This is a genomic window from Halalkalibacter oceani, from assembly GCF_023715705.1.
Lineage (GTDB): Bacteria > Bacillota > Bacilli > Bacillales > Bacillaceae_D > Halalkalibacter > Halalkalibacter oceani_A.
Genome location: NZ_JAMBOS010000003.1, coordinates 146,584 through 166,745, shown reverse-complemented (window position 1 = coordinate 166,745; position 20,162 = coordinate 146,584). Strand labels below are relative to the sequence as shown.

The 20,162-nt window shown below is 47.2% G+C and carries 21 protein-coding genes; 5 read left to right on the top strand and 16 right to left on the bottom strand.

What is annotated here, in order from left to right; genetic code table 11:
• Positions 1–113: 113 nt before the first annotated feature.
• The 10 genes from M3212_RS04365 to M3212_RS04320 all read right to left on the bottom strand — a co-directional run bounded on the left by M3212_RS04365 (position 114) and on the right by M3212_RS04320 (position 11,797).
• Positions 114–1,469 (bottom strand): sigma-54-dependent transcriptional regulator, encoded by a 1,356-nt coding sequence (locus M3212_RS04365; protein WP_251192735.1) that lies wholly within the window; start codon positions 1,467–1,469, stop codon positions 114–116.
• Entirely contained in the window at positions 1,466–3,454 is a 1,989-nt protein-coding gene (locus tag M3212_RS04360) for a transporter substrate-binding domain-containing protein (protein WP_251192734.1), read from the bottom strand. Before M3212_RS04360 ends, M3212_RS04365 begins: the two co-directional genes overlap by 4 nt.
• 215 nt (positions 3,455–3,669) lie before the next feature.
• Positions 3,670–4,362 carry a ribulose-phosphate 3-epimerase gene (locus M3212_RS04355; protein ID WP_251192733.1) on the bottom strand — a complete coding sequence of 231 codons (693 nt, stop codon included), beginning with the start codon at positions 4,360–4,362 and terminating at the stop codon, positions 3,670–3,672.
• A gap of 147 nt (positions 4,363–4,509) precedes the next feature.
• Positions 4,510–5,790 carry a TRAP transporter large permease gene (locus M3212_RS04350; RefSeq protein ID WP_251192732.1) on the bottom strand — a complete coding sequence of 427 codons (1,281 nt, stop codon included), beginning with the start codon at positions 5,788–5,790 and terminating at the stop codon, positions 4,510–4,512.
• A 58-nt stretch (positions 5,791–5,848) separates the two neighbouring features.
• Positions 5,849–6,334 carry a TRAP transporter small permease gene (locus M3212_RS04345; RefSeq protein WP_251192731.1) on the bottom strand — a complete coding sequence of 162 codons (486 nt, stop codon included), beginning with the start codon at positions 6,332–6,334 and terminating at the stop codon, positions 5,849–5,851.
• Positions 6,335–6,352: 18 nt separating this feature from the next.
• Positions 6,353–7,396: a C4-dicarboxylate TRAP transporter substrate-binding protein gene (locus M3212_RS04340; RefSeq protein ID WP_251192730.1), complete on the bottom strand. Its 1,044-nt coding sequence runs from the start codon at positions 7,394–7,396 to the stop codon at positions 6,353–6,355.
• Between the two features lie 445 nt (positions 7,397–7,841).
• On the bottom strand, positions 7,842–8,357 hold the full coding sequence (locus tag M3212_RS04335; RefSeq protein ID WP_251192729.1) for a YwgA family protein: 516 nt from the start codon (positions 8,355–8,357) through the stop codon (positions 7,842–7,844).
• Between the two features lie 18 nt (positions 8,358–8,375).
• A complete protein-coding gene (locus M3212_RS04330) occupies positions 8,376–9,674 on the bottom strand; it encodes an HD domain-containing protein (RefSeq protein WP_251192728.1) in 1,299 nt (432 codons plus the stop codon).
• 234 nt (positions 9,675–9,908) lie between these two features.
• Entirely contained in the window at positions 9,909–11,153 is a 1,245-nt protein-coding gene (locus tag M3212_RS04325; RefSeq protein ID WP_251192727.1) for a dicarboxylate/amino acid:cation symporter, read from the bottom strand.
• 419 nt (positions 11,154–11,572) lie between these two features.
• Positions 11,573–11,797, bottom strand: coding sequence for a DUF1450 domain-containing protein (locus M3212_RS04320; protein WP_251192726.1), 225 nt, complete (start codon positions 11,795–11,797; stop codon positions 11,573–11,575).
• A gap of 168 nt (positions 11,798–11,965) precedes the next feature.
• On the opposite strand from M3212_RS04320, the gene M3212_RS04315 reads away from it, so the two are divergent.
• On the top strand, positions 11,966–12,802 hold the full coding sequence (locus tag M3212_RS04315; RefSeq protein ID WP_251192725.1) for a lipoate--protein ligase family protein: 837 nt from the start codon (positions 11,966–11,968) through the stop codon (positions 12,800–12,802).
• A gap of 27 nt (positions 12,803–12,829) precedes the next feature.
• On the opposite strand, the gene pta is transcribed toward M3212_RS04315, so the two are convergent.
• The gene (pta, locus tag M3212_RS04310; protein WP_251192724.1) at positions 12,830–13,825 is read right to left on the bottom strand and encodes a phosphate acetyltransferase; all 996 of its coding nucleotides are present in this window, start codon (positions 13,823–13,825) and stop codon (positions 12,830–12,832) included.
• A 362-nt stretch (positions 13,826–14,187) separates the two neighbouring features.
• Here pta and hemQ point away from each other — a divergent pair, with 362 nt between their 5' ends.
• The 3 genes from hemQ to gerQ all read left to right on the top strand — a co-directional run bounded on the left by hemQ (position 14,188) and on the right by gerQ (position 16,187).
• Positions 14,188–14,937 carry a hydrogen peroxide-dependent heme synthase gene (hemQ, locus tag M3212_RS04305; protein WP_251192723.1) on the top strand — a complete coding sequence of 250 codons (750 nt, stop codon included), beginning with the start codon at positions 14,188–14,190 and terminating at the stop codon, positions 14,935–14,937.
• A 288-nt stretch (positions 14,938–15,225) separates the two neighbouring features.
• Complete coding sequence (locus M3212_RS04300; RefSeq protein WP_251192722.1) at positions 15,226–15,657, top strand: cell wall hydrolase; 432 nt, start codon at positions 15,226–15,228, stop codon at positions 15,655–15,657.
• Positions 15,658–15,686: 29 nt separating this feature from the next.
• A complete protein-coding gene (gene gerQ / locus M3212_RS04295) occupies positions 15,687–16,187 on the top strand; it encodes a spore coat protein GerQ (RefSeq protein WP_251192721.1) in 501 nt (166 codons plus the stop codon).
• Between the two features lie 129 nt (positions 16,188–16,316).
• Here the strand turns inward: gerQ and M3212_RS04290 are convergent, their stop codons facing one another.
• Positions 16,317–16,691 (bottom strand): DUF423 domain-containing protein, encoded by a 375-nt coding sequence (locus M3212_RS04290; RefSeq protein ID WP_251192720.1) that lies wholly within the window; start codon positions 16,689–16,691, stop codon positions 16,317–16,319.
• Positions 16,692–16,839: 148 nt separating this feature from the next.
• Here M3212_RS04290 and M3212_RS04285 point away from each other — a divergent pair, with 148 nt between their 5' ends.
• Entirely contained in the window at positions 16,840–17,451 is a 612-nt protein-coding gene (locus M3212_RS04285; protein ID WP_349774168.1) for a GNAT family N-acetyltransferase, read from the top strand.
• A gap of 126 nt (positions 17,452–17,577) precedes the next feature.
• On the opposite strand, the gene M3212_RS04280 is transcribed toward M3212_RS04285, so the two are convergent.
• The 4 genes from M3212_RS04280 to M3212_RS04265 form a co-directional block, all read right to left on the bottom strand.
• Positions 17,578–17,847, bottom strand: coding sequence for a DUF5327 family protein (locus M3212_RS04280; protein ID WP_251192718.1), 270 nt, complete (start codon positions 17,845–17,847; stop codon positions 17,578–17,580).
• Between the two features lie 258 nt (positions 17,848–18,105).
• Positions 18,106–18,366, bottom strand: a complete 261-nt coding sequence (locus tag M3212_RS04275; RefSeq protein WP_349774166.1) for a MerR family transcriptional regulator — start codon at positions 18,364–18,366, stop codon at positions 18,106–18,108.
• Between the two features lie 31 nt (positions 18,367–18,397).
• Positions 18,398–19,150 (bottom strand): 3'-5' exonuclease, encoded by a 753-nt coding sequence (locus M3212_RS04270; protein ID WP_251192717.1) that lies wholly within the window; start codon positions 19,148–19,150, stop codon positions 18,398–18,400.
• Positions 19,141–20,160, bottom strand: a complete 1,020-nt coding sequence (locus tag M3212_RS04265) for a DUF294 nucleotidyltransferase-like domain-containing protein (protein WP_251192716.1) — start codon at positions 20,158–20,160, stop codon at positions 19,141–19,143. The genes M3212_RS04270 and M3212_RS04265 overlap by 10 nt, the downstream gene beginning before the upstream one ends.
• Positions 20,161–20,162 lie beyond the last annotated feature (2 nt).

The following is a 20,162-nucleotide window of genomic DNA, read 5'->3' as shown; positions in this document are numbered from 1 at the left end:
AACGTGCGAAGCCGCCGCCCTTCCTCGAATCCAGCCGAAAATTTTATCCTTTCTTATTTTTCTAAAAAAAGCGGAAAAAAATTCCGCCCTGCATTTTTTTCCGCTTTTTCGTTTTAGTGATGCTCATACTGCTTTAACTTGTCGCGCAAGCTGCGTTCGCTGATTCCTAACATTTGCGCTGTTTTCTTTCGATGTCCTTTATTCGCTTCCAGTGTTGCCAGAATGAAATGCTTTTCGATCTCCTTTAAAGGCAGACCGACAAAGCTTTTATGTAGCCCGTTCTCCCCGTTTGAAGCGTAATTGATTTTCCGGACCTGATTTGGCAAATCCGTTTCTTCCACGTACTCATCATCGGCCAGAACCATCGAGGATTCAATAATATTGGACAGCTCGCGAATATTGCCTGGATACTCATAATCAAGCAAAATCCGCTGCGCCTGCTTCGTCAGCCCTTTTACATGCAGGCCCATTTCCTCGTTAAACTGCTCGATGAAATGCTTGATTAAATACGGAATATCTTCCTTTCTCTCTCTTAAGGCCGGCAGCGGCACCTTAATGACATTCAGCCGAAAATAGAGATCCTCGCGGAATTCACCTTTTTTTACTGCTTCATCGAGGTTTTTATTGGTAGCGGCTATCACCCTGACATCAAGCTGAACGTCCCTGTTCGATCCGAGCCTTGTGACGACCTTCTCCTGCAGGACGCGGAGCAGCTTCGCTTGCAGGGCAAGCGGCATATCACCGATTTCATCAAGAAAGATTGTTCCCCCATTTGCCTGCTCGAACTTGCCTTTCTTGCTTGAGACCGCTCCGGTGAAGGCTCCCTTTTCATAGCCGAACAACTCACTTTCCAGCAATTGATCCGGTATCGCCGCACAATTCACAACCTCAAAGTGAGCTTTTTTTCTTTTGCCTGAGAAGTGGAGCGCTTTCGCGACAAGCTCCTTGCCCGTCCCGCTCTCTCCGGTTATTAAGACGTTGGAGTCGACCTCCTTCACTTTTCCGATCAGGTGAAAAACTGCCTTCATCGCTTTGCTTTTGCCAATGATCCCTTCATAGCTGTACTTTTTCTCCAGCTCCTGGCTTAAAAAATCGACCTGCTCGTTCAGATGCTGATAGCGAAATGCCTGCTCAATCACGGAATGAAGCTCTTCGATATTGATCGGCTTTGTTAAATAGGAGTAGGCCCCCTCCCGGATGGCCCGGACAGAGGTCGCGATCGTCCCGTAAGCGGTAATCATTAAAACAACCGTCTTCGGGCTGACCTCCTTTATTTGCTTCAGCACCTCAATTCCGTCGGTCTGCCCGATCTTTAAATCAAGCAGGCAAAGGTCATAGTCGTCAAGTTCGAGCCACGTTACTCCTTCTGCCGGGTCTGTCGTCGTCTTTACCTCATACTTGTCCTCCAGCGCAAACGCAAGCGAGGAGCAAATGGCCGCTTCATCATCAATGATTAAAATTCGTCTCATCGCGCTGCCTCCTTTTCCATCGCTTTTATAAATGTTAATGTAATCGTCGTCCCTGCTCCTTTTTCACTGTTTATCGCCAGCTCGCCGTTGTTTTCCTTTATATATTGACTGGCGATCGCCAGCCCAAGCCCCGTCCCTTTCGCTTTCGTCGTATAAAAGAGCTTCAATGCCTGTCCTCGCTCGTAGTCATCCATTCCTTCCCCCGTATCCGTCACTTGAATGCAGACGTTGGGGCCTTGTTCAAATGCCGCGAGCTGCAAAAGTGGCTTCACCTGCTCTTCTCCGCTGCTTAGGGCATCAAGGCTATTAATAATTAAGTTGATCAGCACCTGTTTCAGCTGATTGGCATCGGCCTCGATCCAGAGATTTTCCTCCGTCGTGCACTGCATCGTAATTCCTTTATGAAGCGCCGTCCGTTCAAATAGGATCAGACATTCTTCGACCACCGCGCCGGCATCGATTCGCTCTTTATTGAGCCGGGCCGGCTTCGTGTAATCGATCAGCCCTTGAATCAGCTGATTCATCCGCTCTATTTCCTGCGGGACATAGGTCGAAATTTCATTTTGAAAACGTGCGTTATTGTATTTAAGGGGGATCAATTCCACAAAAGTTTTTATCGAGGTTAACGGATTGCGGATTTCATGGGCAATGCCGGCAACGATTCTGCTAAGCTCTTCATTTTTTTCTCGTTCAAACAGCTGGAGTCTCAGCTTATGTTCCTCGGTAATATCCTCAAATGTCACAATCAGGCCGATAACCTGCTTTTCAAAGTTTTTTAACGGGTAAATATAATAGCGTAAATAATACGTATCCGTCTCATTTTTCTGCCAGACGGCTTCCTCGCCCAGTATTAAATTGTCCGGGCGCAGCACTTCCGCAAACCGCCCTTCCAGCAGCAGCTTCAATAATGGAATATCGTGATAATGCCTGTCGGTAACAGCTTGCCGTTCCCCGGAAATCGCGCGCGCTTTCTCGTTAAAGGACGTAACGAAGCCGGCAGCATTAATCGTCGCGATCCCTCTTGGGCTGCTGTTTAAAATTTGCTTTTGAAACTCGTCACTATTTTTGATCTCGGCCATTTGCTGTTCAAGCTGGACATTCATCCTTTGCAGCACATTCGTTTTCTTCGCGACTTCCCGCTGCAGCTGCTTGTTCCAGCGCATCCCTAATAAGAACAAAACCGTCGCAACAAGCAGCAGGCTGCCGATAATTTGCAGGGCCAGCCACAGGCGGTCCTCAAGCTCATTTTCGCTTTCAAACCAGGCTTCATAAATGAAGCTATACGTCCCATCGGCTTTCATCTCGCGAATCGCTTCATTGAGCCTGCTCAGCAACTGATAATCTTCCTGCTGGACGGCCATCGTATAATCAACCGGTAGTAAGTAGTTTCCAACAATTTTATAATCATCCTCCAGCCCTCTGGCGGCCAACTCATACTCCGCTGTCAGCATGTTTCCGACAAAGGCGTTCGCTCTCCCTTTTAGCAAAAGCTCAAGAGCGGTTACCTGGTTGCTGGCGATATGGTACTTAATGCTGCGAATATTACGGAGAAAATCATATTCCAATGTGTCCTTTTGCAAGGCCGTCACAGCATCAGTCAGCTCAGCAAGCCCCTCAATATTTTCGTTCTCCCGGTGGACAATCAAGCCAATGGACGTCGTCAAAATCGAGTCTGAGAACTCCATCATCCCGGCATGGTCCTCATTAAAATAGGCGCTCAGCAAAATATCAAGCTCGTTATTCTTCAGCTGTCGCACTCCTTCCGACTGCGGCAGGGGCACATAGACTATATCTTCCCCCATCCTGGAAGCGATTTCATTCATCAGATCAACGGCAAAGCCTTGAGGGTTCCCATCAGCGGTGAAATGAACGGGAGGAAAATCCGGGTCATAACCGACGACTAAGCGCCGTTCCTCAGCCGCCTCCACCTTCTGGCTCATAAGCAAGAAAAGCAACAAAGCGATAAGCATTCTATTTTTTCCCACGCTTTCCAGAGACCTCCCTTCTTTTTTAATCCTAGTCGATTGCTTGTGTATTGACAATCATTATATTTGCGGGAGGGGCGGTTGATAGGATTGAGCTGCGCGGGTACTTGAAACATGTTCTCTTCACGCCAAAACAAAGAAAAGCCGTTCCGCAAAGGTCAGAATTACCCTTTTGGAACAGCTTCCCGTATCGGACCACGCATGCTCTTGCGACATCAGTCATGCAGACATTTACGGCTTATCTCCACGTTGTGCATGTCCTGTTGGAACTTTTTGCAGGCTTCCGTCAAGCCGACTGATTGATTAAATATCGTATAGATGCCGGTTATTAAGATGTCCGCTCCTCTTTTTACACTTTCAATTGCGTTTGGATAATCGATCCCACCGTCGACCGAAATCAAAAAGGAGGCCTTGTATTTTTGTCTTAGCTGCTGGAGTTCATCGAGACGCTCGAGCGACCCCTCCATAAATGTTTGGCCGGCAAATCCGGGCTCGACGGTCATTAAAACGACATAATCCACATAGCGGATTAACGGCTCAATACAATCAATTCGCTGGGAAGGATTGATGACAACACCCGCTTTCATCCCTTTTTCTCTAATATCCCTGAGGATTCTGATTGAAAAGCTTGTGCTGTCAATATGAAAGCTGACATAATCTGCGTCATATTCTTTCAGAAGATCCACATAAGCTTCAGGATTGGAGACCATTAAATGCACATCTGTCACAATATGCGGATATTTCATTTTAATCGCCTTTACAACACTGGTCGGCAAAAACAAATTCGGTACGTAATGACCATCCATTAAGTCGATATGCAGGAAAGTAACACCGCCTGCTACAAGCTCGTCAATTTGTTTTCCGATATGCAAAAGATCGCAGTTAGCGATTGATGGCGCGTTGATCATCCATCTGCCTCCTCTTTTTCGCCAGATCATACACTGGAAATTAAGCTGCCTGTACGAAACTCATATGCTCTACTGATGAGGCCCGGCCAGACGTGCACTCCAGTGCTTCCCGCTTCGGAGCATTTATCGTCCCAAGTCTTTCCTTCGTTAGCCATATAGCCACTTAGGCAGGAAAAGCACAAGATCAGGTACAGCGATTAGCACGGCGATTAATACAAAGATCGTAATAACAAATGGCACATTTTCTTTTAAATAATCTTGCATTTTACATTTTAAGATGCCGCATATCGTATACATCGCAATTCCTACCGGCGGTGTCAAGATTCCCATCGTCACGACGATGCTCATAATGACGCCGAAAAACACCGGGTCGACTCCAAAGCCGCTGACTAGCGGCAGCAAGATCGGCGTAAGCAAAATAATGAGAACGGAGCCCTCCATCACCATCCCAAACAGTAGGAGAAACAAAATAACGAGTATGAGCACCATTCCTGGCTGGCTCGTGATTTCCGAGACAAAGGCGGTCATTTTTTGCGGAATTCTTTCTAGCGGTATTCCGTACCCAAAGACGCCGGACATCGTTATCATGTACATAATCGCCCCGATTGTCACAATCGATTCCTTTAATGTTTTGACCAACGTTTTTATCGTTAGCTCTTTGTAAATAAAAAAGCCGACAAACAAGGCGTATACACAGGCGAAGGCCCCGATTTCAGAAGCTGTAAACAGGCCGAGGCGAAGGCCGATAAGCAGCATAACCGGAAAAAGCAATGCCCAGATTGTTTCCTTGAGGGAGACTAGAATTTCGATAAAGCTTGCCCGCTTTTCCCTTGCAGGCTGGAAGCCCCGCAATTTAGACGTTATCGCTACCGTCACCATTAAAAAAATCATCATCAGAAAACCGGCGACGATTCCGGCGGCAAACAGTCTTCCAATCGAAACCTCACCAATCGTTCCGTAGAGGATTAACCCTACGCCAGGAGGAATCGTGGAAGCAATCAAAGACGAATAACCAATAACAGAGCCGGAATAGCCCTTCGGATACCCTTGTTTTTCAAGTTCCGGCCCTAGAACCCTCGCCTGCATGGCGGCATCCGCATTGGACGAGCCCGAAACGCCCCCCATCAACGTACTAAGAACAACACTTACCTGGGCCAGCCCTCCCCGCATATGTCCTGTCAGGAGCATAGCCAGCTTAATTAAACGGCTCGTGATTCCCGATGCATTCATTAAGCTCCCGGCAAAAATAAAGAGCGGCACAGCAAGCAATGTCACATTTTGTGTTTGAGAAATCGGGAGCTGGACGATCGTCGTTAATGGAAGCTCTGCATTCTGAAGAAAAAATACCGTTCCCGAAATCCCAATCGCAAACCCTACCGGCATTCGAATCAGTAACAAGAGTAAAAAAGTGATCATGACAAGTATCATCGCTGTACTCCTTTTATCAGCGGGAAAGAAATCCCGCTGATCGTCATCTGACAGATTGTTAATTTATGTCGCTACCCGTTTCTGATTTAGTCACCTTCTTATAAACCTTCACAAGTAGCGTGACAACCATAAGCAATGCCGTCACTGGTATACTTAAGGTAATCCATGTGTAACTAAGCGCCGGAATACCTTGGAAGGAGCGGTTCCATGTGCTGATTGACAGGACCGTGCCCAAGTAAATCAACATACACAGAAAAGCAAAGATCGCCGCGTAGAGTAACATTTCCACAATTCTTTGCACACTGGCGGGGAATTTCCGGAAAACAAAGTCCACTTCGACAAACTCCCCTTCTCTAAAAGCAATGCTTCCTCCGAGAAAAGCGCACCAGGCAAAGCTTAAAAGAGCAATATCGAGCGCCCAGTTGATCGGCGTTCCGAGGCTTCTCATCAATGCTGCTGCCGTTAACGTGAACACGGTTATCAATAAGCAGATGATCGCTAACGCAACTTCCACTTTGCATAAATTTCGGTACATTGACCTCATCGTATCTCACCCGGATTCCTATTCTGCAATTTCTTTTCCTAATTCCTCATATATCGCTTTTCTGGCATCATTCAGATCAAGCGCATCATAAGCGGCCTGGCCGGCTTTCTTAAATGCTTCGATATCCAGCTCGTCATATGGTATATAATTCATTCCTGCATCGATCAACGCCTGTTTATGGCCTTCAGCCTCTGCTTCAAGCTGCTCGGATACCTCAAGTCCGGCATTGTTTGCTTCCTCAATCAGAATTGTTTGGTACTCTTCAGGTAAGCTGTTGAACCATTCCGCACTGCTTACGACGAAGTTAATAAGATAAATATGCTGTGTTTCGATAATATGATCGGCCACCTCTTGAACATTGAGATTGCGGGCCGCCGCATACGAAAGCTCAGCCCCATCGACGACATTCGTTTGAATCCCGTTATACAAATCGCCGTACGGCAATGCGACCGCTTCACTGCCAAGTGAATTGACCGATTCAACCCAAATAGGCGCTCCCGCCGTTCTTAACAGCATCCCTTTAAACTCATCCGGATTCGTCCCGACCTTATTGGAAAAAACATTCCGATGTCCCTGGGCATAGGCGAAGGAAATCACTTTAATCTGATACTCTTCTTCAAGTCGCTGCTGCCATTCTTCCATCACTTCTGACTCCATCAATTGGCGCACTTCATCAAGACTTTCGAGAAAATAGGGCGCATTGAGCACGGCAATCTCATTGACATAGTTTCCTAACCGGGCAGAGTCTGTTTGCCAGCCGATATTCGACCCTTGTCTCATTTGTTCAAGTACATCCTCCTCAACCCCCAGCTGGGCATTTGGAAATACTTCTATCAGGACATCACCCTCTGTTTTCTCGCTTACAGCCTCCGCCCACTTCTTGAACGAAGCATGAAAGGGATCCTGCTCGGTCAAAACATGGCCAAATCTTAATGTATATGTCGGGTCATTAGATTCCGAAGACCCGCCCGCCCCCTCTGTCTTTTCATTGCCCGAACAGCCAAGCAGCGCAATTACGCTCACAATGGAAACAAAAAATAGTAAAGGCCATTTTCGTCTCATTTTATCTCCCCCCGCATATCAATTCATAAGAGCAACCTCTTCATCAGGAAAGCGCTTACTTACTTTTGCAAGCAGGCTCATGCAAACGCAGAACTACTTCAATCTCCCCCCTTCTTGAGCTACTACAACTATATTCATTCGGTCTATTATTTAGCATTATTATTTGCATGTTTGATACTAGTGACCTTGAAATTTCAGTCATAATGAGTGACATTTGTCTATTAGGTTCGCTAATGGAGAAAAGCGATGGATCTCCCTAACGAATGACACAACCAGCAGACCAAAAAAGAAGCACGAAAAAGAAAAGAGGCTGGACAAAAGGTTGTTTTTTTCACCTTTTGTCCAGCCTCTAAACAGTGAGCGGAACCGCCACAACGGGCTTGTGGCGTGTGAAGCCATTGCCAGTAGGTCCAAAGCTAGTTTTATCTCAAGCTCTTATCCTAATTTATCCGGCTGTCCGGCTTACTGTCTCCTTTAGTGATTCAATAAATCGATAGCCCTGCTCAATTTCTTCTTCACGGTAATTTTGCTTGCGTTTCAATGTAAATACCTTCTCTTCGACTTCCTCACGCGGCAGCTCCTCAAAATAAAGAAGCGTGGAGACAAGCTCAAGGAAACGGGAGCTCTGCTCGTTTAACCTGGCTGCGAGCTCTCTCACATCAGGCTGCTCAAATTGATATAATTCCAAAAAACGTCTGCCAGATTCAGATAACTGATACCGGTATTGAAAATAGTTGCCTTTATCTTCCCTCGTTTCTGTCATAAAACCGAGGTTGCACAGCTCCTCCATCCGCAATGACAGCTCCTCTGAATAAGGGCCGAACATATGAAAGGTGTAACGCTCGGAAAAAGGCATGTCCAGTTTTTTCGCGATGTAGATTATTTTTTGCAGCTTTTTTCTCCCGACGACCTCGCCGACCTGCAAGAAAAGGCTCATGACATTGGCATGGTCCTTCAGCAATGCCAACCCCTCCTCCCATTATTGATTTAATAACTGACGGATCTGCATCTTACTCCGCCGATGCTCCCCTTCGTCGGTCAGGCAATCATGCGGAAAATACAGTTTATGATCGGTGCGCTTCTTTCCAGATATTGCTTCAACGACCTCCGACTCACGCGAAAGCTCGCGGATCTTTCCATTCGGTAAAATAAGATGGATCGGCACCCGCTCTTCCTCTTCACCAGGCCTGTAGAAATCATAAGGCAAATCAGATGAAGAATCGATCACCAGGTAATAATCAGGATCAAGCTCCGCTTCACGAAACAGCTCCTGTAGTTTAGGCCAGTCATTCATCCGCTGATTCGGGTCAAATTCGACATACTTGAAAAGACGCCTATTAAGGAATCTTACACAAAGATCACGCAAAATGCGATCCTCTTCCTCCTGCCAAACCTGGAAATAATACAGGGTTATCGCTTCGTCGAGCCTTAAATAGTCGCGCAAGCTCCCTTTTCCATGAAAAAAGGAAAGAAAATGGAGCGGCTGATGGGTAAAGGAGTAGCCTTCGTGATACAACGTTTTCACCCGTTTAAAAATCTTGCTTAAAATCACTTCCGCGCTGCGGGTCACAGGATGAAAGTACACTTGCCAGTACATTTGATAACGGCTCATAATATAATCCTCGACCGCATGCATGCCGCTCTGCTTAATCACAACCTGATCCTCCATCGGCCTCATCACCCGCAAAATCCGTTCCATATCAAAGTGTCCGTAGCTCACACCGGTATAGTAGGCATCGCGCTGCAAATAATCCATCCTGTCCGCGTCTATCTGACTTGAAATGATGCTCGTCACCAGCTTGTTGGAATAGGTTTTTTCGATAACATCAGCGACCGCCTTCGGAAACTCCGGACTCACCCGCGCCAGCACGTGATGAATTTCGGTGTCCCCCATAATGATTTCACGCGTCCATTCCTCATGATCGGTATCGAACACTTTTTCAAAGGAATGAGAAAATGGCCCGTGTCCTACATCGTGGAGAAGAGCCGCAACAAGGGCCAGCAGTCGCTCATCCTCTTCCCAATTCGGCCGCCCCTTAAACACCTCAAGTATACGCCTCGTGATTTCATATACGCCAAGTGAATGATTAAAGCGCGTATGCTCCGCCCCATGAAACGTCACATACGTCGTACCGAGCTGCCTGATTCGCCGAAGACGCTGAAATTCCTTTGTGCCAATCAAGTCCCATATCAGTTCGTCTCTCACATGAATATAACGGTGCACCGGGTCTTTAAACACTTTTTCTTCTTCTAATTGACGATAGTAAGGTTTAGCCATAGTTCCCTCTCGTTTCCATAGAGTCGTACCCTTATTATATACGAACAGAACAGCGTTTTGTTAGCTCGTTTCTCATTTCTCTTCTAAGAAAACCGCGTAGCGGCTTTTCTTAGAAGCAGCGTGCGAAGCCGCCACCCTTCCTCGAATCAACCCGAAAATTTTATTTTTTCTTATCTTTTGAAAAAAACCTTACCAGCGCACCGGGAAGCCCGCCGGCTGATAAGGTTCTTCTTCCTAGGCTCTCCGCGCGCTCGCGGCAGCCTCCTTTTCGATATGCTTTGCCTCGGTCCGGTCGATGATAACCGCAGCGGAAGCATCTCCAGTTATGTTGACCGCTGTACGAAGCATATCCAGAATGCGGTCAACGGCCAGTACGAGGGCGATTCCTTCCACCGGCAATCCGACGGAACTGAGCACCATCGCCAGCATGATCATCCCGACACCCGGCACACCGGCTGTGCCGATACTGGCCAGCGTGGCCGTTAAGACGACGGTTACCAAATCACCGAATGATAATTGCGCTGCATAAACCTGGGCAATAAAGACCGTCGCAACCGCCTGCATAATCCCGGTCCCATCCATATTAATCGTCGCCCCTAACGGCTGAACAAAGCTTGAGACCGGCTTGGATACACCGAGGTTCTCCTGAGCCGTCTTCATCGATAGCGGCAAAGTCGCATTACTGCTGGACGTACCAAAGGCTACTGTCATCGCCGGGAAAAACCCTTTAAAGAAAGCAATCGGATTTTGTCGTGCCAAAAGGGCAATCAATCCGCCATAGGTTAGGAGGGCGTGAATAACCAAAGCCAAAATAACCGCGACAACATACATCATCATTGAGCCCAACGCATCAAGCCCAAGCTTGCCCAATGCCGAAGCAATTAATGCAAACGCGCCAATCGGCGCCAGCTTCATCGCCACGGTTACGAGATACATCATGATTTCATTTCCCTGTTCCATCAGCCGGAGGATGCCACGCGTTTTGTCTCCCAGCTTCGCTAATGCAAAACCGATAAAGACAGCAAACGCGATAATTTGCAGCATCTCTCCCGTCGCCATCGCTTCAATTGGATTTTCTGGGATAATATTTAACAAGGTCTCCATAATCGGTGGAGCCTCTTCAGCCGAGTATTCCGCCTCGCTTTCTCCCATCAATCCCGGCTGTCCGGGCTGCAATATGTAGGCAACTGTGATCCCGATGACAAGAGCGACTGCTGTTGTCACCAAATAATAAGCGATCGTTTTCGAACCAATACGTCCAAGCTGCTTCGGGTCCCCAATCCCGGCTGTTCCAAGGACAATGGAAAAGAATACAAGCGGCACAACAAGCATCGTAATCAATTTCAGGAAAAGCTGCCCGAGCGGGGTTAACGCATAAGTATCAAGCGGAATAAAAGCGTTAGGCGCAAAAAGATTGAAACCTAAGCCTACAATAACACCCAAGATAAGGGCGATTAATATTTTTTTCGTTAAACTCATCGCCTAGCCTCCAATCTGTCTCTTTGTTCTTATCATCTAGATTCAAAAATATTCTGCCATTTGTTATTTCCCGAGACGGCCGATCTCGAAACCCACTTACGCTTCAAAATTTTATCAGTAAAATATCTTTTAGACAACCATGAACTAATTATGTAGGATTAAGGACTTGTTTGAAAAAATTTCCACCATATGTGATAAGGACCTGAGAACTGGATCCTTTAGACCGTCTGTCCCTTTAATAAAACCATTTTTAAAGAGGATGACACAAAGCTAGTTAACATGGAGTAGCAATGGCTTCACGCGCCACAAGCCCGTTGTGAGAAACCCACTCACAACGGGCTTTAAAAAATCGTGACGGTTCCGCTCATTGCTTAGGGGCTGGGCAAAAGGTAAAAACAACCTTTTTCCCAGCCCCTTTCTTATTTTGAAAGTTTACTGATCACTTTTTCGATTAATTGATCCTCGTCCGGTGCAGCTACAGGCCGATTATTCACAAATGCAAACGACTTTTTTCTACCCGGTCCACAATAGGATTGACAACGAATATCGATCTTCGCTTGCCCGTCAACCTTTTTCAGCCGTGGAAGGAGTGTCTTCACATTGGTCGCTTGACATTCATCACAAATGCGAAATTCATTAGCCATTTCTGATGTTCCTTTCCTTATTCATTTTTCTTCCTTCATCTATATCAAATCGATAAATTTGTTTGTTGCGCTACCCTTCAGTATAGCACATATTCTGAGAGAAGCAATCCTTTCACCAGCATGCTATAATGGGCTTGTTTGAGAATTTATCTATAGGAGCTGCCTCCCATGAAACATGATTTACAGACGATTTCCTCCCAATGGCGATGGCTTGATCAAACGAGATTCGGTCCGGCCTTTGATGCATTGCAATCCTTTGCCTATGATGACACATTTTGTACATTAATCGGTCAAAAACAGGCAGTCCCGCTTGTGCGAACATGGGTTCATCACAATACCGTCGTTCTCGGTATTCAGGATACACGTCTGCCTGCTGTCGAAGCAGGCAGCTCTTATTTGGAAGAGCAGGGATACCGTGTGATCGTCCGAAATTCAGGCGGTCTTGCTGTCCTGCTAGACAGCGGGATATTAAACATCTCGCTTTTATTTCCGGAGATCAAGGGAATGACGATTGATGCTGCTTACGAGCTGATGTACGGCACGATAAAGGCGCTGCTCGCTGATTATGATCAGCCGATTCAGGCGTATGAAATTGTCGGCTCCTATTGTCCCGGAAGCTATGATTTAAGCATTGACGGCAAAAAATTCGCCGGGATTTCCCAACGGCGGCTACGCAACGGCATTGCTGTCCAAATTTACCTGTGCGTAGAAGGCTCAGGTTCAGGGCGAGCTGCTTTGCTGCGGGATTTTTATCAGGCTGCTGTTCCTGAGTCACATTCTTTGTCCGCCTATCCGCTCATTAAACCAGAGACGATGGCTTCTTTAGCTGAACTGCTTGATCCGGATCTGACCGTTGCCGCTTTAAATGAACGGCTGCTTTATCTTTTGCAGCAAAAGGTTGACGTACACCCTCATCTGACCTCAACAGAGGAGACAGCGTTATTTAGTACGAACTATGAACGGATTGCCAGCCGCAATGAAAAAAGACTGACACAAAAGGGGTGATTGCCCTTTTGCGTCAGTCTGTCTCATTTACATCGTAACAGCCTCTCTCTGGTTGATCGCCTGTAGCGCTGTGATTAACGACAGCTTATAGACATCAGCTGCGTTACAACCGCGCGATAAATCATTGACCGGCTTATTCAAGCCCTGCAAGATCGGACCAATTGCATCGTAGCCACCAAGGCGTTGGGCAATTTTGTAGCCGAGATTGCCGGACTCAAGACTCGGAAAAATAAAGACGTTGGCCTGCCCTTGAAGCGGAGAATCAGGAGCCTTCTTCTGAGCGACCGCCGGGACAAACGCAGCATCGAATTGGAATTCACCATCAATTACAAGGTCAGGGCGGGTCTGCTGGGCGATTTTCGTCGCCTCCGCGACCTTTTTCGTTTCGATCGAGGAAGCGGAACCTTTTGTTGAGAAACTCAGCATGGCGACCTTAGGATCAAGTCCAAAAACTTTCGCTGTTTCCGCCGTTGCAATCGCAATTTCTGCTAATTCTTCACTTGTCGGGGCGATATTGATCGCGCAATCGCCGAAGACGAATTTCTTTTCATCCTTTACCATCACAAAGACACCTGATGTTCTTTGAATCCCCGGTAATGTTTTAATGATTTGTAAAGCCGGACGTACCGTATCTCCGGTTGAATGGGCCGCCCCGCTGACGAGGCCGTCTGCCTTTTCCATATAAACGAGCATCGTGCCAAAATAATTAACATCTTTCAATTTTTCCCGCGCTGTTTCTTCCGTCTCTTTGCCTTTGCGGCGTTCCACAAAGGCCGCTACCATCTCGTCAATCCCGCTATAGGACGCTGGATCAATGATCGGCACCCCGCTGAGATTGACATTGTTTTCCGTTGCCTTCATCTTGATTTCTGTTTCATTTCCAATTAAAAGCGGCTTAACAACCTGGTCGATGGCCAAATTGGCTGCCGCCTCAAGAATTCGTTCATCTGTCCCTTCAGGCAGAACGATCGTCGGCCGGTGTTTTTCCACCTTTGCCTTTATATCTGTAAAGAGATTACTCACTACAGCATCCTCCTCTTTTTCATACACGAAATGGTCTCTTTCAAGGATACCTTCCTCCTGTGAAAAAGGAAACCGATTTTGTCAAGTTCATTATAATATCAATTTTTCAAAAAATCTTATTGATTACGCTTCCATACTCTTTTTTTTTCCTTCTTTTCGCTTATTCAAACGCTTTTATAGCTTAGCCAGTAATCGATTTGTTATGTAAAACGGGCAGATGACTATTTTGTGAACAAGGGTCGTTTCCGTTCTCCTCCCTCGGTCATTTCCTTTTTTCTCCCTCACTAAATATGGTATAGTGCTAGTGACACGGTGCGCAAAAGCGTCCGACAGATGGTAATAAAAAAAGGAGCTGTTATTCAATGAGTGAAGCTGCGATAACATTAGATGGCTGGTATTGTCTGCATGATTTTCGGACAATCAATTGGCCGGCCTGGAAATCAATTTCAACAGAAGAGCGGGAGCAGATTTTAGCTGAATTCCACGCGATGATTGAAAAGTGGGAGCAGACGGAAGCAAAGGAACAAGGCAGCCATGCGATCTACTCGATCGTCGGACAAAAGGCTGACATCATGCTCATGCTGCTTCGCCCAACGATGCAGGAGCTAAATGAGATTGAGAATGCCTTTAACAAAACACGCCTTGCTGAATTCACGATCCCGACCTATTCCTATGTGTCTGTTGTCGAGCTCAGCAACTATATGGTCGGGGAAAGCGATGGCGATCCATACCAAAATCCTCATGTACGTTCGCGCTTGTATCCGACCCTTCCAAAGGCAGAGCATGTCTGCTTTTATCCAATGGACAAGCGCCGTCAAGGCGAGGATAACTGGTATATGCTTCCGATGGATGACCGCCGCTCACTTATGAGAAGCCACGGTATGATTGGCCGGAGCTATGCCGGTAAGGTCAAACAAATCATCACAGGTTCAGTCGGCTTCGATGATTGGGAATGGGGCGTGACGCTCTTCGCCGACGATGTTCTTCAATTTAAGAAGCTGGTTTATGAAATGCGCTTTGATGAAGTGTCAGCCCGTTACGGCGAGTTTGGCTCATTCTATGTCGGAAACATTCTCAATCCGACCGAGCTGTCCCGTTATTTCCACGCTTAACAAGACCGGGGCAAAAGGTGGTGTCTCTTTTCCCTTTTGTCCGGTCTCCATAAAAGCTAACTCCAGCGTTTTTTTATAAGCAGAGGGTATGTCAAAAGGAAATCGCCCCTTTTGGCATACCCTTATTTTTTATAAATCAGGCTCCAGTAAAAAATGGTCTATACCTTTCCTTTTCTTCATAGTAGTGAGGTAACTGTACTTGCCTGCGTCAGCCAATGTCTTCGTTACATAGGAAGGCAATGAACTTCGCGACACCTGAGATTGCCAACATGATGAGGAGGTGAATGGATGGCTGTTATAAAGGCTTCATCCAGCGATATTGATATGCTCGCACGACTGATGCGGGCCGAGGCTGAGGGAGATGGGGAGCTCGGTATGCTCAACGCAGGAAACGTCATGGTAAATCGTACGAGAGTCCGCTGTCTTGATTTTGCCGGTATTGCCACGATTTCACAGATGACCTTTCAATCGCCCGGCGGCTTTGAGGCGACACAGAAAGGATACTTTTACCAAAGGGCAAGAGAGCGAGACAGGAGACTGGCTCAACGGGTAGTTAATGGAGATCGGTTCAACCCAGGAGAATTTGCTTTATGGTTTTTCCGTCCGGAAGGGGCCTGCCCTCCCCAATGGTGGGGCCAATGGAATTCAGGAAGGTACAAATCTCATTGCTTTTATACCCCGCTCGCATCAGAATGTCCGGAAGTATATAGCACTTACTAAATCATGATAAAAAAAGAGGGGCGAGAAAGATGAGTCAAAATAATCAGCAGTGGAACCCGGCGACACAAGGTTTGGAAAACTACGGCTATGCGAAGCAGCAGCAAGGATATGCACAGCCGATGCAGCCGCAGCCACAGACCCAGGCTCAAGGCCAGATGCCTTATTTTTCTGCGCAAAATTATCAGGATCAGGTTCCAGGCTTTGTCCAGCAGCAGCAGGCTGCCCAGAATCAGGGAGGGTTGCTGCCACTGGAACAATCCTTTATTGAAAATATTCTCCGGCTCAACCGGGGGAAAATGGCGACTTTTTATATGACCTATGAAAACAATGACCAATGGAACGCGAAAATTTTCAGAGGAAGAATCGAGGAAGCCGGCCGCGACCACATTATCGTCGGTGACCCGGAGACAGGGATGCATTATTTGCTGTTGATGGTCACGTTGGACTATGTGACATTTGAAGACCCAATTGACTATGAATACCCTTACGGCGGGCAAACGCCGCTTACACAGTATTCACCGCGGCCATAAAGATTGGCAATCGCTTCGTTTGCTAACCGGGGGCGGGACAAAACTAAAGGCTGGGCGAAAGGGACAAACAACCTTTCGCCCAGCCGTTTTGTAACAGCTCCTTCAATGCTTCGCCTTTCCCACAATCCTCTACAAGCCGCGAACGACTGCGATCCCCAGCAAAATCCAGCCGATGATAAAAGCAAGTCCACCAATTGGAGTAATGGCGCCAAGCTTCGTTACACCGGTTAACGCCATCGCGTACAAGCTTCCTGAAAAGAGAACAATCCCGATAATGAAGCTCCAGCCTGCTCCGGTGAGCAAGGATGAATGCGCCAGCTTAAGCGCGACCAAACCGACGAGCAAAAGACCGATCCCGTGAATCATATGGTATTGGACTCCTGTCTGGTAATTTTTCATCATTCGTTCTGACAAGCGGCCCTCGAGACCGTGAGCGCCAAATGCCCCGATCACAACTGCCAGCGCCATCAAAAGGCTACCTAGTAAAAGAAAGATTTTTGCCATACAGACAACTCCTATTCCTTCGTTTTCTTCTATATACAATAGCGAATATCGCTCCAGACGTCAAAAGATCGCCAATAGACTCCTTTCTACAGGTACGCTAAAATAAGGACAATAGCCGTCCATAAAGGAGTGATTGATCTTGGCTTCGATGACAATCAGACGATACACAATGGAGGATTATCCGCAGCTGTTAGATTTGCAAAAGGAGGCCTTTCCACCGCCCTTCCCGCCGGAGCTTTGGTGGTCTCCTGAACAGATTCAGGCCCATGTCGATACTTTTCCGGCCGGTGCTTTATTGGCTGAAATAGATGGTACTGTCGTCGGCTCAGCGACCTCGCTTCTGACTACGTATAACGGGAAGCCCCACACGTGGGCCGAGATCGCCGATAATGGCTACATTCGGGCGAGCCACGAGCCCGACGGTGACAGTTTATACGGAATAGACGTGTGCGTCCGGCCAAGCTTTCGCGGCCAAGGTGTCGCCAAAGCGCTCTACGAAGCGCGAAAACAGCTCGTCCGCGAGCTTGGCCTCGCCCGTTTTCTCGCAGGCTGCCGTATTCCCGATTATCATAAGTATGCCGACACCCTCTCACCGGACGAGTATGTAAAAGCGGTTGAACGACAGGAAATCAAGGACCTCGTCCTTTCCTTCATGCTCAAGCAAGGGCTGACTCCGCTCCAAGTGCTGCCAAACTACGTCGACGACGACGAATCACTCCACAACGCCGTCCTCGTCGAATGGAATAATAAAAGCGATTAACCTCGCTTTTATTATGTGCAAAGTGCTGGACCGTTGCCTGGTTTTAAGGCGAGTGACGAGCGTTTTTTTGTCACTCGCCGCGCAACGAGTACTGCCTTTGCCTTCCTTGAATTGCTTTGGCTTTGGCTAAAAATCCAGCAGACTGCCCTTGTTTTTTTCTTCCTCTTTTTCGTGGATCGTTGGCTGGACAAAAGTCAACGGCTTGGGCGTGACAGTCTGCTGATTGACAGAGGCAGATGGCTCTTGCTTCGCCGACCCTTTCAGCAACTGACAATAGGCCTCGATCGCCGTGGCACATTCGCTTATCCGCGCCGTTTCACCCTCCGCCGCCGCTTTTTTCATCGCCGCTACTTGCATGTCTATATGGTGAATAATTTTCTGTGCAGGTATGTTCATACAACTTCCTCGCTTTCCTGATACCATCTTAGCATAGAGAGATCGAGAAGCCTATAAGAAAACCGCCATAGGCGGCTTTTCTTTGAAGCACTGCGAGGAGCCGTTACAACGATCTTTGTTTTCCATGAAAGTGGTGTTTTTTCAGGGAGAACGTAACGTGCGGAGCCAGTGTCTTCCTCGATTTTTCCCACACTTAGCTCTGCGAATGTTTATAACTTTCTGACCCTAAAAAAGAGACCAATCACCTATTTCAAGTGATCAGTCCCGTTTGTCCTGTTCTTTAGCGGCAAAAATTGCTTTAATTCCCGCAACATTCACCCCCTGTTCAATAAATCGTTTGATTTCGCGAAACTGCTCGATATCTTCAATTGAAAACATCCGCTGGTTTCCTTCATTGCGTGAGGGCTTCACTAAACCTTGTTCCTCATAATAACGTATTTGCCGGGCAGACAGATTTGTCATTTCCATCACAACTCGGATGGGAAAGCAAGCCTGCTCACGTGGAATATCGGGTTTCACTCCCTCCCCTCCTCCTTCATTCACCTATTCTTTATCTAGACGCTTCTCCTGTACGACCTTTTGCTAAAAAAGTGTATACGTCACGCAACGTGTCAAAGCCAGCTTCCCTCGCTAAGTGTATATTTGCCTGCCAAAGTCTCGCTGTCATCAGAGCATCTTCCTTAGCGTGGTGCCTCTTCTGCACGGGAATATTGAAATACTCACAACATTCATCTAACGTAACAAGCTTTTTTGCCGGTACTACCACTTTGGTTAAAAAGGACGTATCGATGATACGGTGCTGAAAGGTTGTTCGTAATGTTTGCCATGTTGCATGAGACATAAAGCTTTTTTCATGACTTGCATGATGAGCGACCAAGGTCGAATGACCCGTAAATTGATAAAAATCTGTCAGTACTTCAGCTAAGGGTGGAGAAGCAGCCAGTTCGTCCCGTGTAAGACCAGTCAGCTCAAGCACTTCATCCGACGGCTCCTTTTTACACTGGATCGTTGAGTAAAACGTTTCCTCCGTTAAAATGTCGCTCCCCTTCATTTTCACAGCGCCAATCGAAAGAATACAATCTCCTTTGTCAGGGTAGAAACCGCTCGTTTCCAAATCAAAAATGACAAAAGGCAGCTCTGTCAACTTCTTATCCAATACATCTTCCTGTTTCAGCTCCCGCTGTATTTGACGCAAATGGGAAAGGCGTGCCGCTGCCGACTGTTGCTGCATCGACGTATAAATGGAAGGACTCAGCTTTCCTGACAGCTGCTTTACCAGTTGCACCATGGAATTCATGACCATGCGGATCCACCCTTTTTATAGCGTTTTTCAATTTCCCGGTACAGCTGATGCCCTTCCTTTACCCAGCTTTTCAACAGCTGTTTATCTTCCTCATTAAGCTCGTTGAGGGCAAGATGATGGATATCCCCGTACCGCTCTGTCGTCTTTTGCCATTGAAGCCTTTTTTCCATTAGTTGTTCAAAAGAAGATCGCAGCTCTTTGACAGAGGCAAAAGCCGAAGACAGCTCATCGAACCGTCCGAGCGTGGAAGAAGAGAATAGCTCCTCTTCAATCGCCAGAAGCCTGAGCGCATTGACGTAAGGAAAGAGAACAATTTGCTTTAAATCAAATTTCCCGACATGCTCTCCTTTTGTCTCGACGAGCAATTGATTGAACAGCCCGAGCCCTTTTCGCAGCCTCCCTGTGTTTTCCGTCAGCCGGGGCAAATAGTTCGGGTTCTTCTTCACTTCCTGAAAGAGAAATGATTTTAACTCCTTGACCAACCTGGCTTCCCCATGTACGGGACGGGCATCGACAAACGTCAGCGTATGCCGCAGCGTCTCCCACTTATCCTCGTTCAGCCAATGCCTGAGCTGGGCTTTCCAGCTTGCATATGAACGGCACCAGCGCGGATGCGACGCCATCACTTTGCCATCACACCGCTCATAGCCAACCGCCGCCAAGACATTCACTATTTCCTTTCCTAAATGAAGGAAGTATTCCTGGTCCTCCTCGTTTTCGCTTTCAAACACAATGCCGTGATCCTGATCGCTCCAAAAGGATTGCTCCAGCCTGCCACCACTTCCCATTAAAAAGAAAGCAAAGTGAGCAGGAGGCCTGCCCCACTCACTTTCAGTCCTGTTTAAAGCGAGACTGACCGCTTTGACAATTATCTCTTCGTGACTCTGCTGTAGTGAGGTCGAGGTATGCTCCTGCTGATGAATCTGACGAAGACGTTCCTGATACAACTGCTGTTTACATTCATCCCATTCTTCATTTTGCTTCATCGGAAAAACCTTGGCCTCTGACATGC

What these genes read in the sequence shown, in the direction of transcription:
- M3212_RS04365 (WP_251192735.1), bottom strand. Translation starts at nt 1,469, where the DNA reads ATGAGACGAATTTTAATCATTGATGATGAAGCGGCCATTTGCTCCTCG.
- M3212_RS04355 (WP_251192733.1), bottom strand. Translation starts at nt 4,362, where the DNA reads ATGATCAACGCGCCATCAATCGCTAACTGCGATCTTTTGCATATCGGA.
- M3212_RS04350 (WP_251192732.1), bottom strand. Translation starts at nt 5,790, where the DNA reads ATGATACTTGTCATGATCACTTTTTTACTCTTGTTACTGATTCGAATG.
- M3212_RS04345 (WP_251192731.1), bottom strand. Translation starts at nt 6,334, where the DNA reads ATGAGGTCAATGTACCGAAATTTATGCAAAGTGGAAGTTGCGTTAGCG.
- M3212_RS04340 (WP_251192730.1), bottom strand. Translation starts at nt 7,396, where the DNA reads ATGAGACGAAAATGGCCTTTACTATTTTTTGTTTCCATTGTGAGCGTA.
- M3212_RS04330 (WP_251192728.1), bottom strand. Translation starts at nt 9,674, where the DNA reads ATGGCTAAACCTTACTATCGTCAATTAGAAGAAGAAAAAGTGTTTAAA.
- M3212_RS04325 (WP_251192727.1), bottom strand. Translation starts at nt 11,153, where the DNA reads ATGAGTTTAACGAAAAAAATATTAATCGCCCTTATCTTGGGTGTTATT.
- M3212_RS04320 (WP_251192726.1), bottom strand. Translation starts at nt 11,797, where the DNA reads ATGGCTAATGAATTTCGCATTTGTGATGAATGTCAAGCGACCAATGTG.
- M3212_RS04315 (WP_251192725.1), top strand. Translation starts at nt 11,966, where the DNA reads ATGAAACATGATTTACAGACGATTTCCTCCCAATGGCGATGGCTTGAT.
- hemQ (WP_251192723.1), top strand. Translation starts at nt 14,188, where the DNA reads ATGAGTGAAGCTGCGATAACATTAGATGGCTGGTATTGTCTGCATGAT.
- M3212_RS04300 (WP_251192722.1), top strand. Translation starts at nt 15,226, where the DNA reads ATGGCTGTTATAAAGGCTTCATCCAGCGATATTGATATGCTCGCACGA.
- gerQ (WP_251192721.1), top strand. Translation starts at nt 15,687, where the DNA reads ATGAGTCAAAATAATCAGCAGTGGAACCCGGCGACACAAGGTTTGGAA.
- M3212_RS04290 (WP_251192720.1), bottom strand. Translation starts at nt 16,691, where the DNA reads ATGGCAAAAATCTTTCTTTTACTAGGTAGCCTTTTGATGGCGCTGGCA.
- M3212_RS04285 (WP_349774168.1), top strand. Translation starts at nt 16,840, where the DNA reads ATGACAATCAGACGATACACAATGGAGGATTATCCGCAGCTGTTAGAT.
- M3212_RS04280 (WP_251192718.1), bottom strand. Translation starts at nt 17,847, where the DNA reads ATGAACATACCTGCACAGAAAATTATTCACCATATAGACATGCAAGTA.
- M3212_RS04270 (WP_251192717.1), bottom strand. Translation starts at nt 19,150, where the DNA reads ATGGTCATGAATTCCATGGTGCAACTGGTAAAGCAGCTGTCAGGAAAG.
- M3212_RS04265 (WP_251192716.1), bottom strand. Translation starts at nt 20,160, where the DNA reads ATGTCAGAGGCCAAGGTTTTTCCGATGAAGCAAAATGAAGAATGGGAT.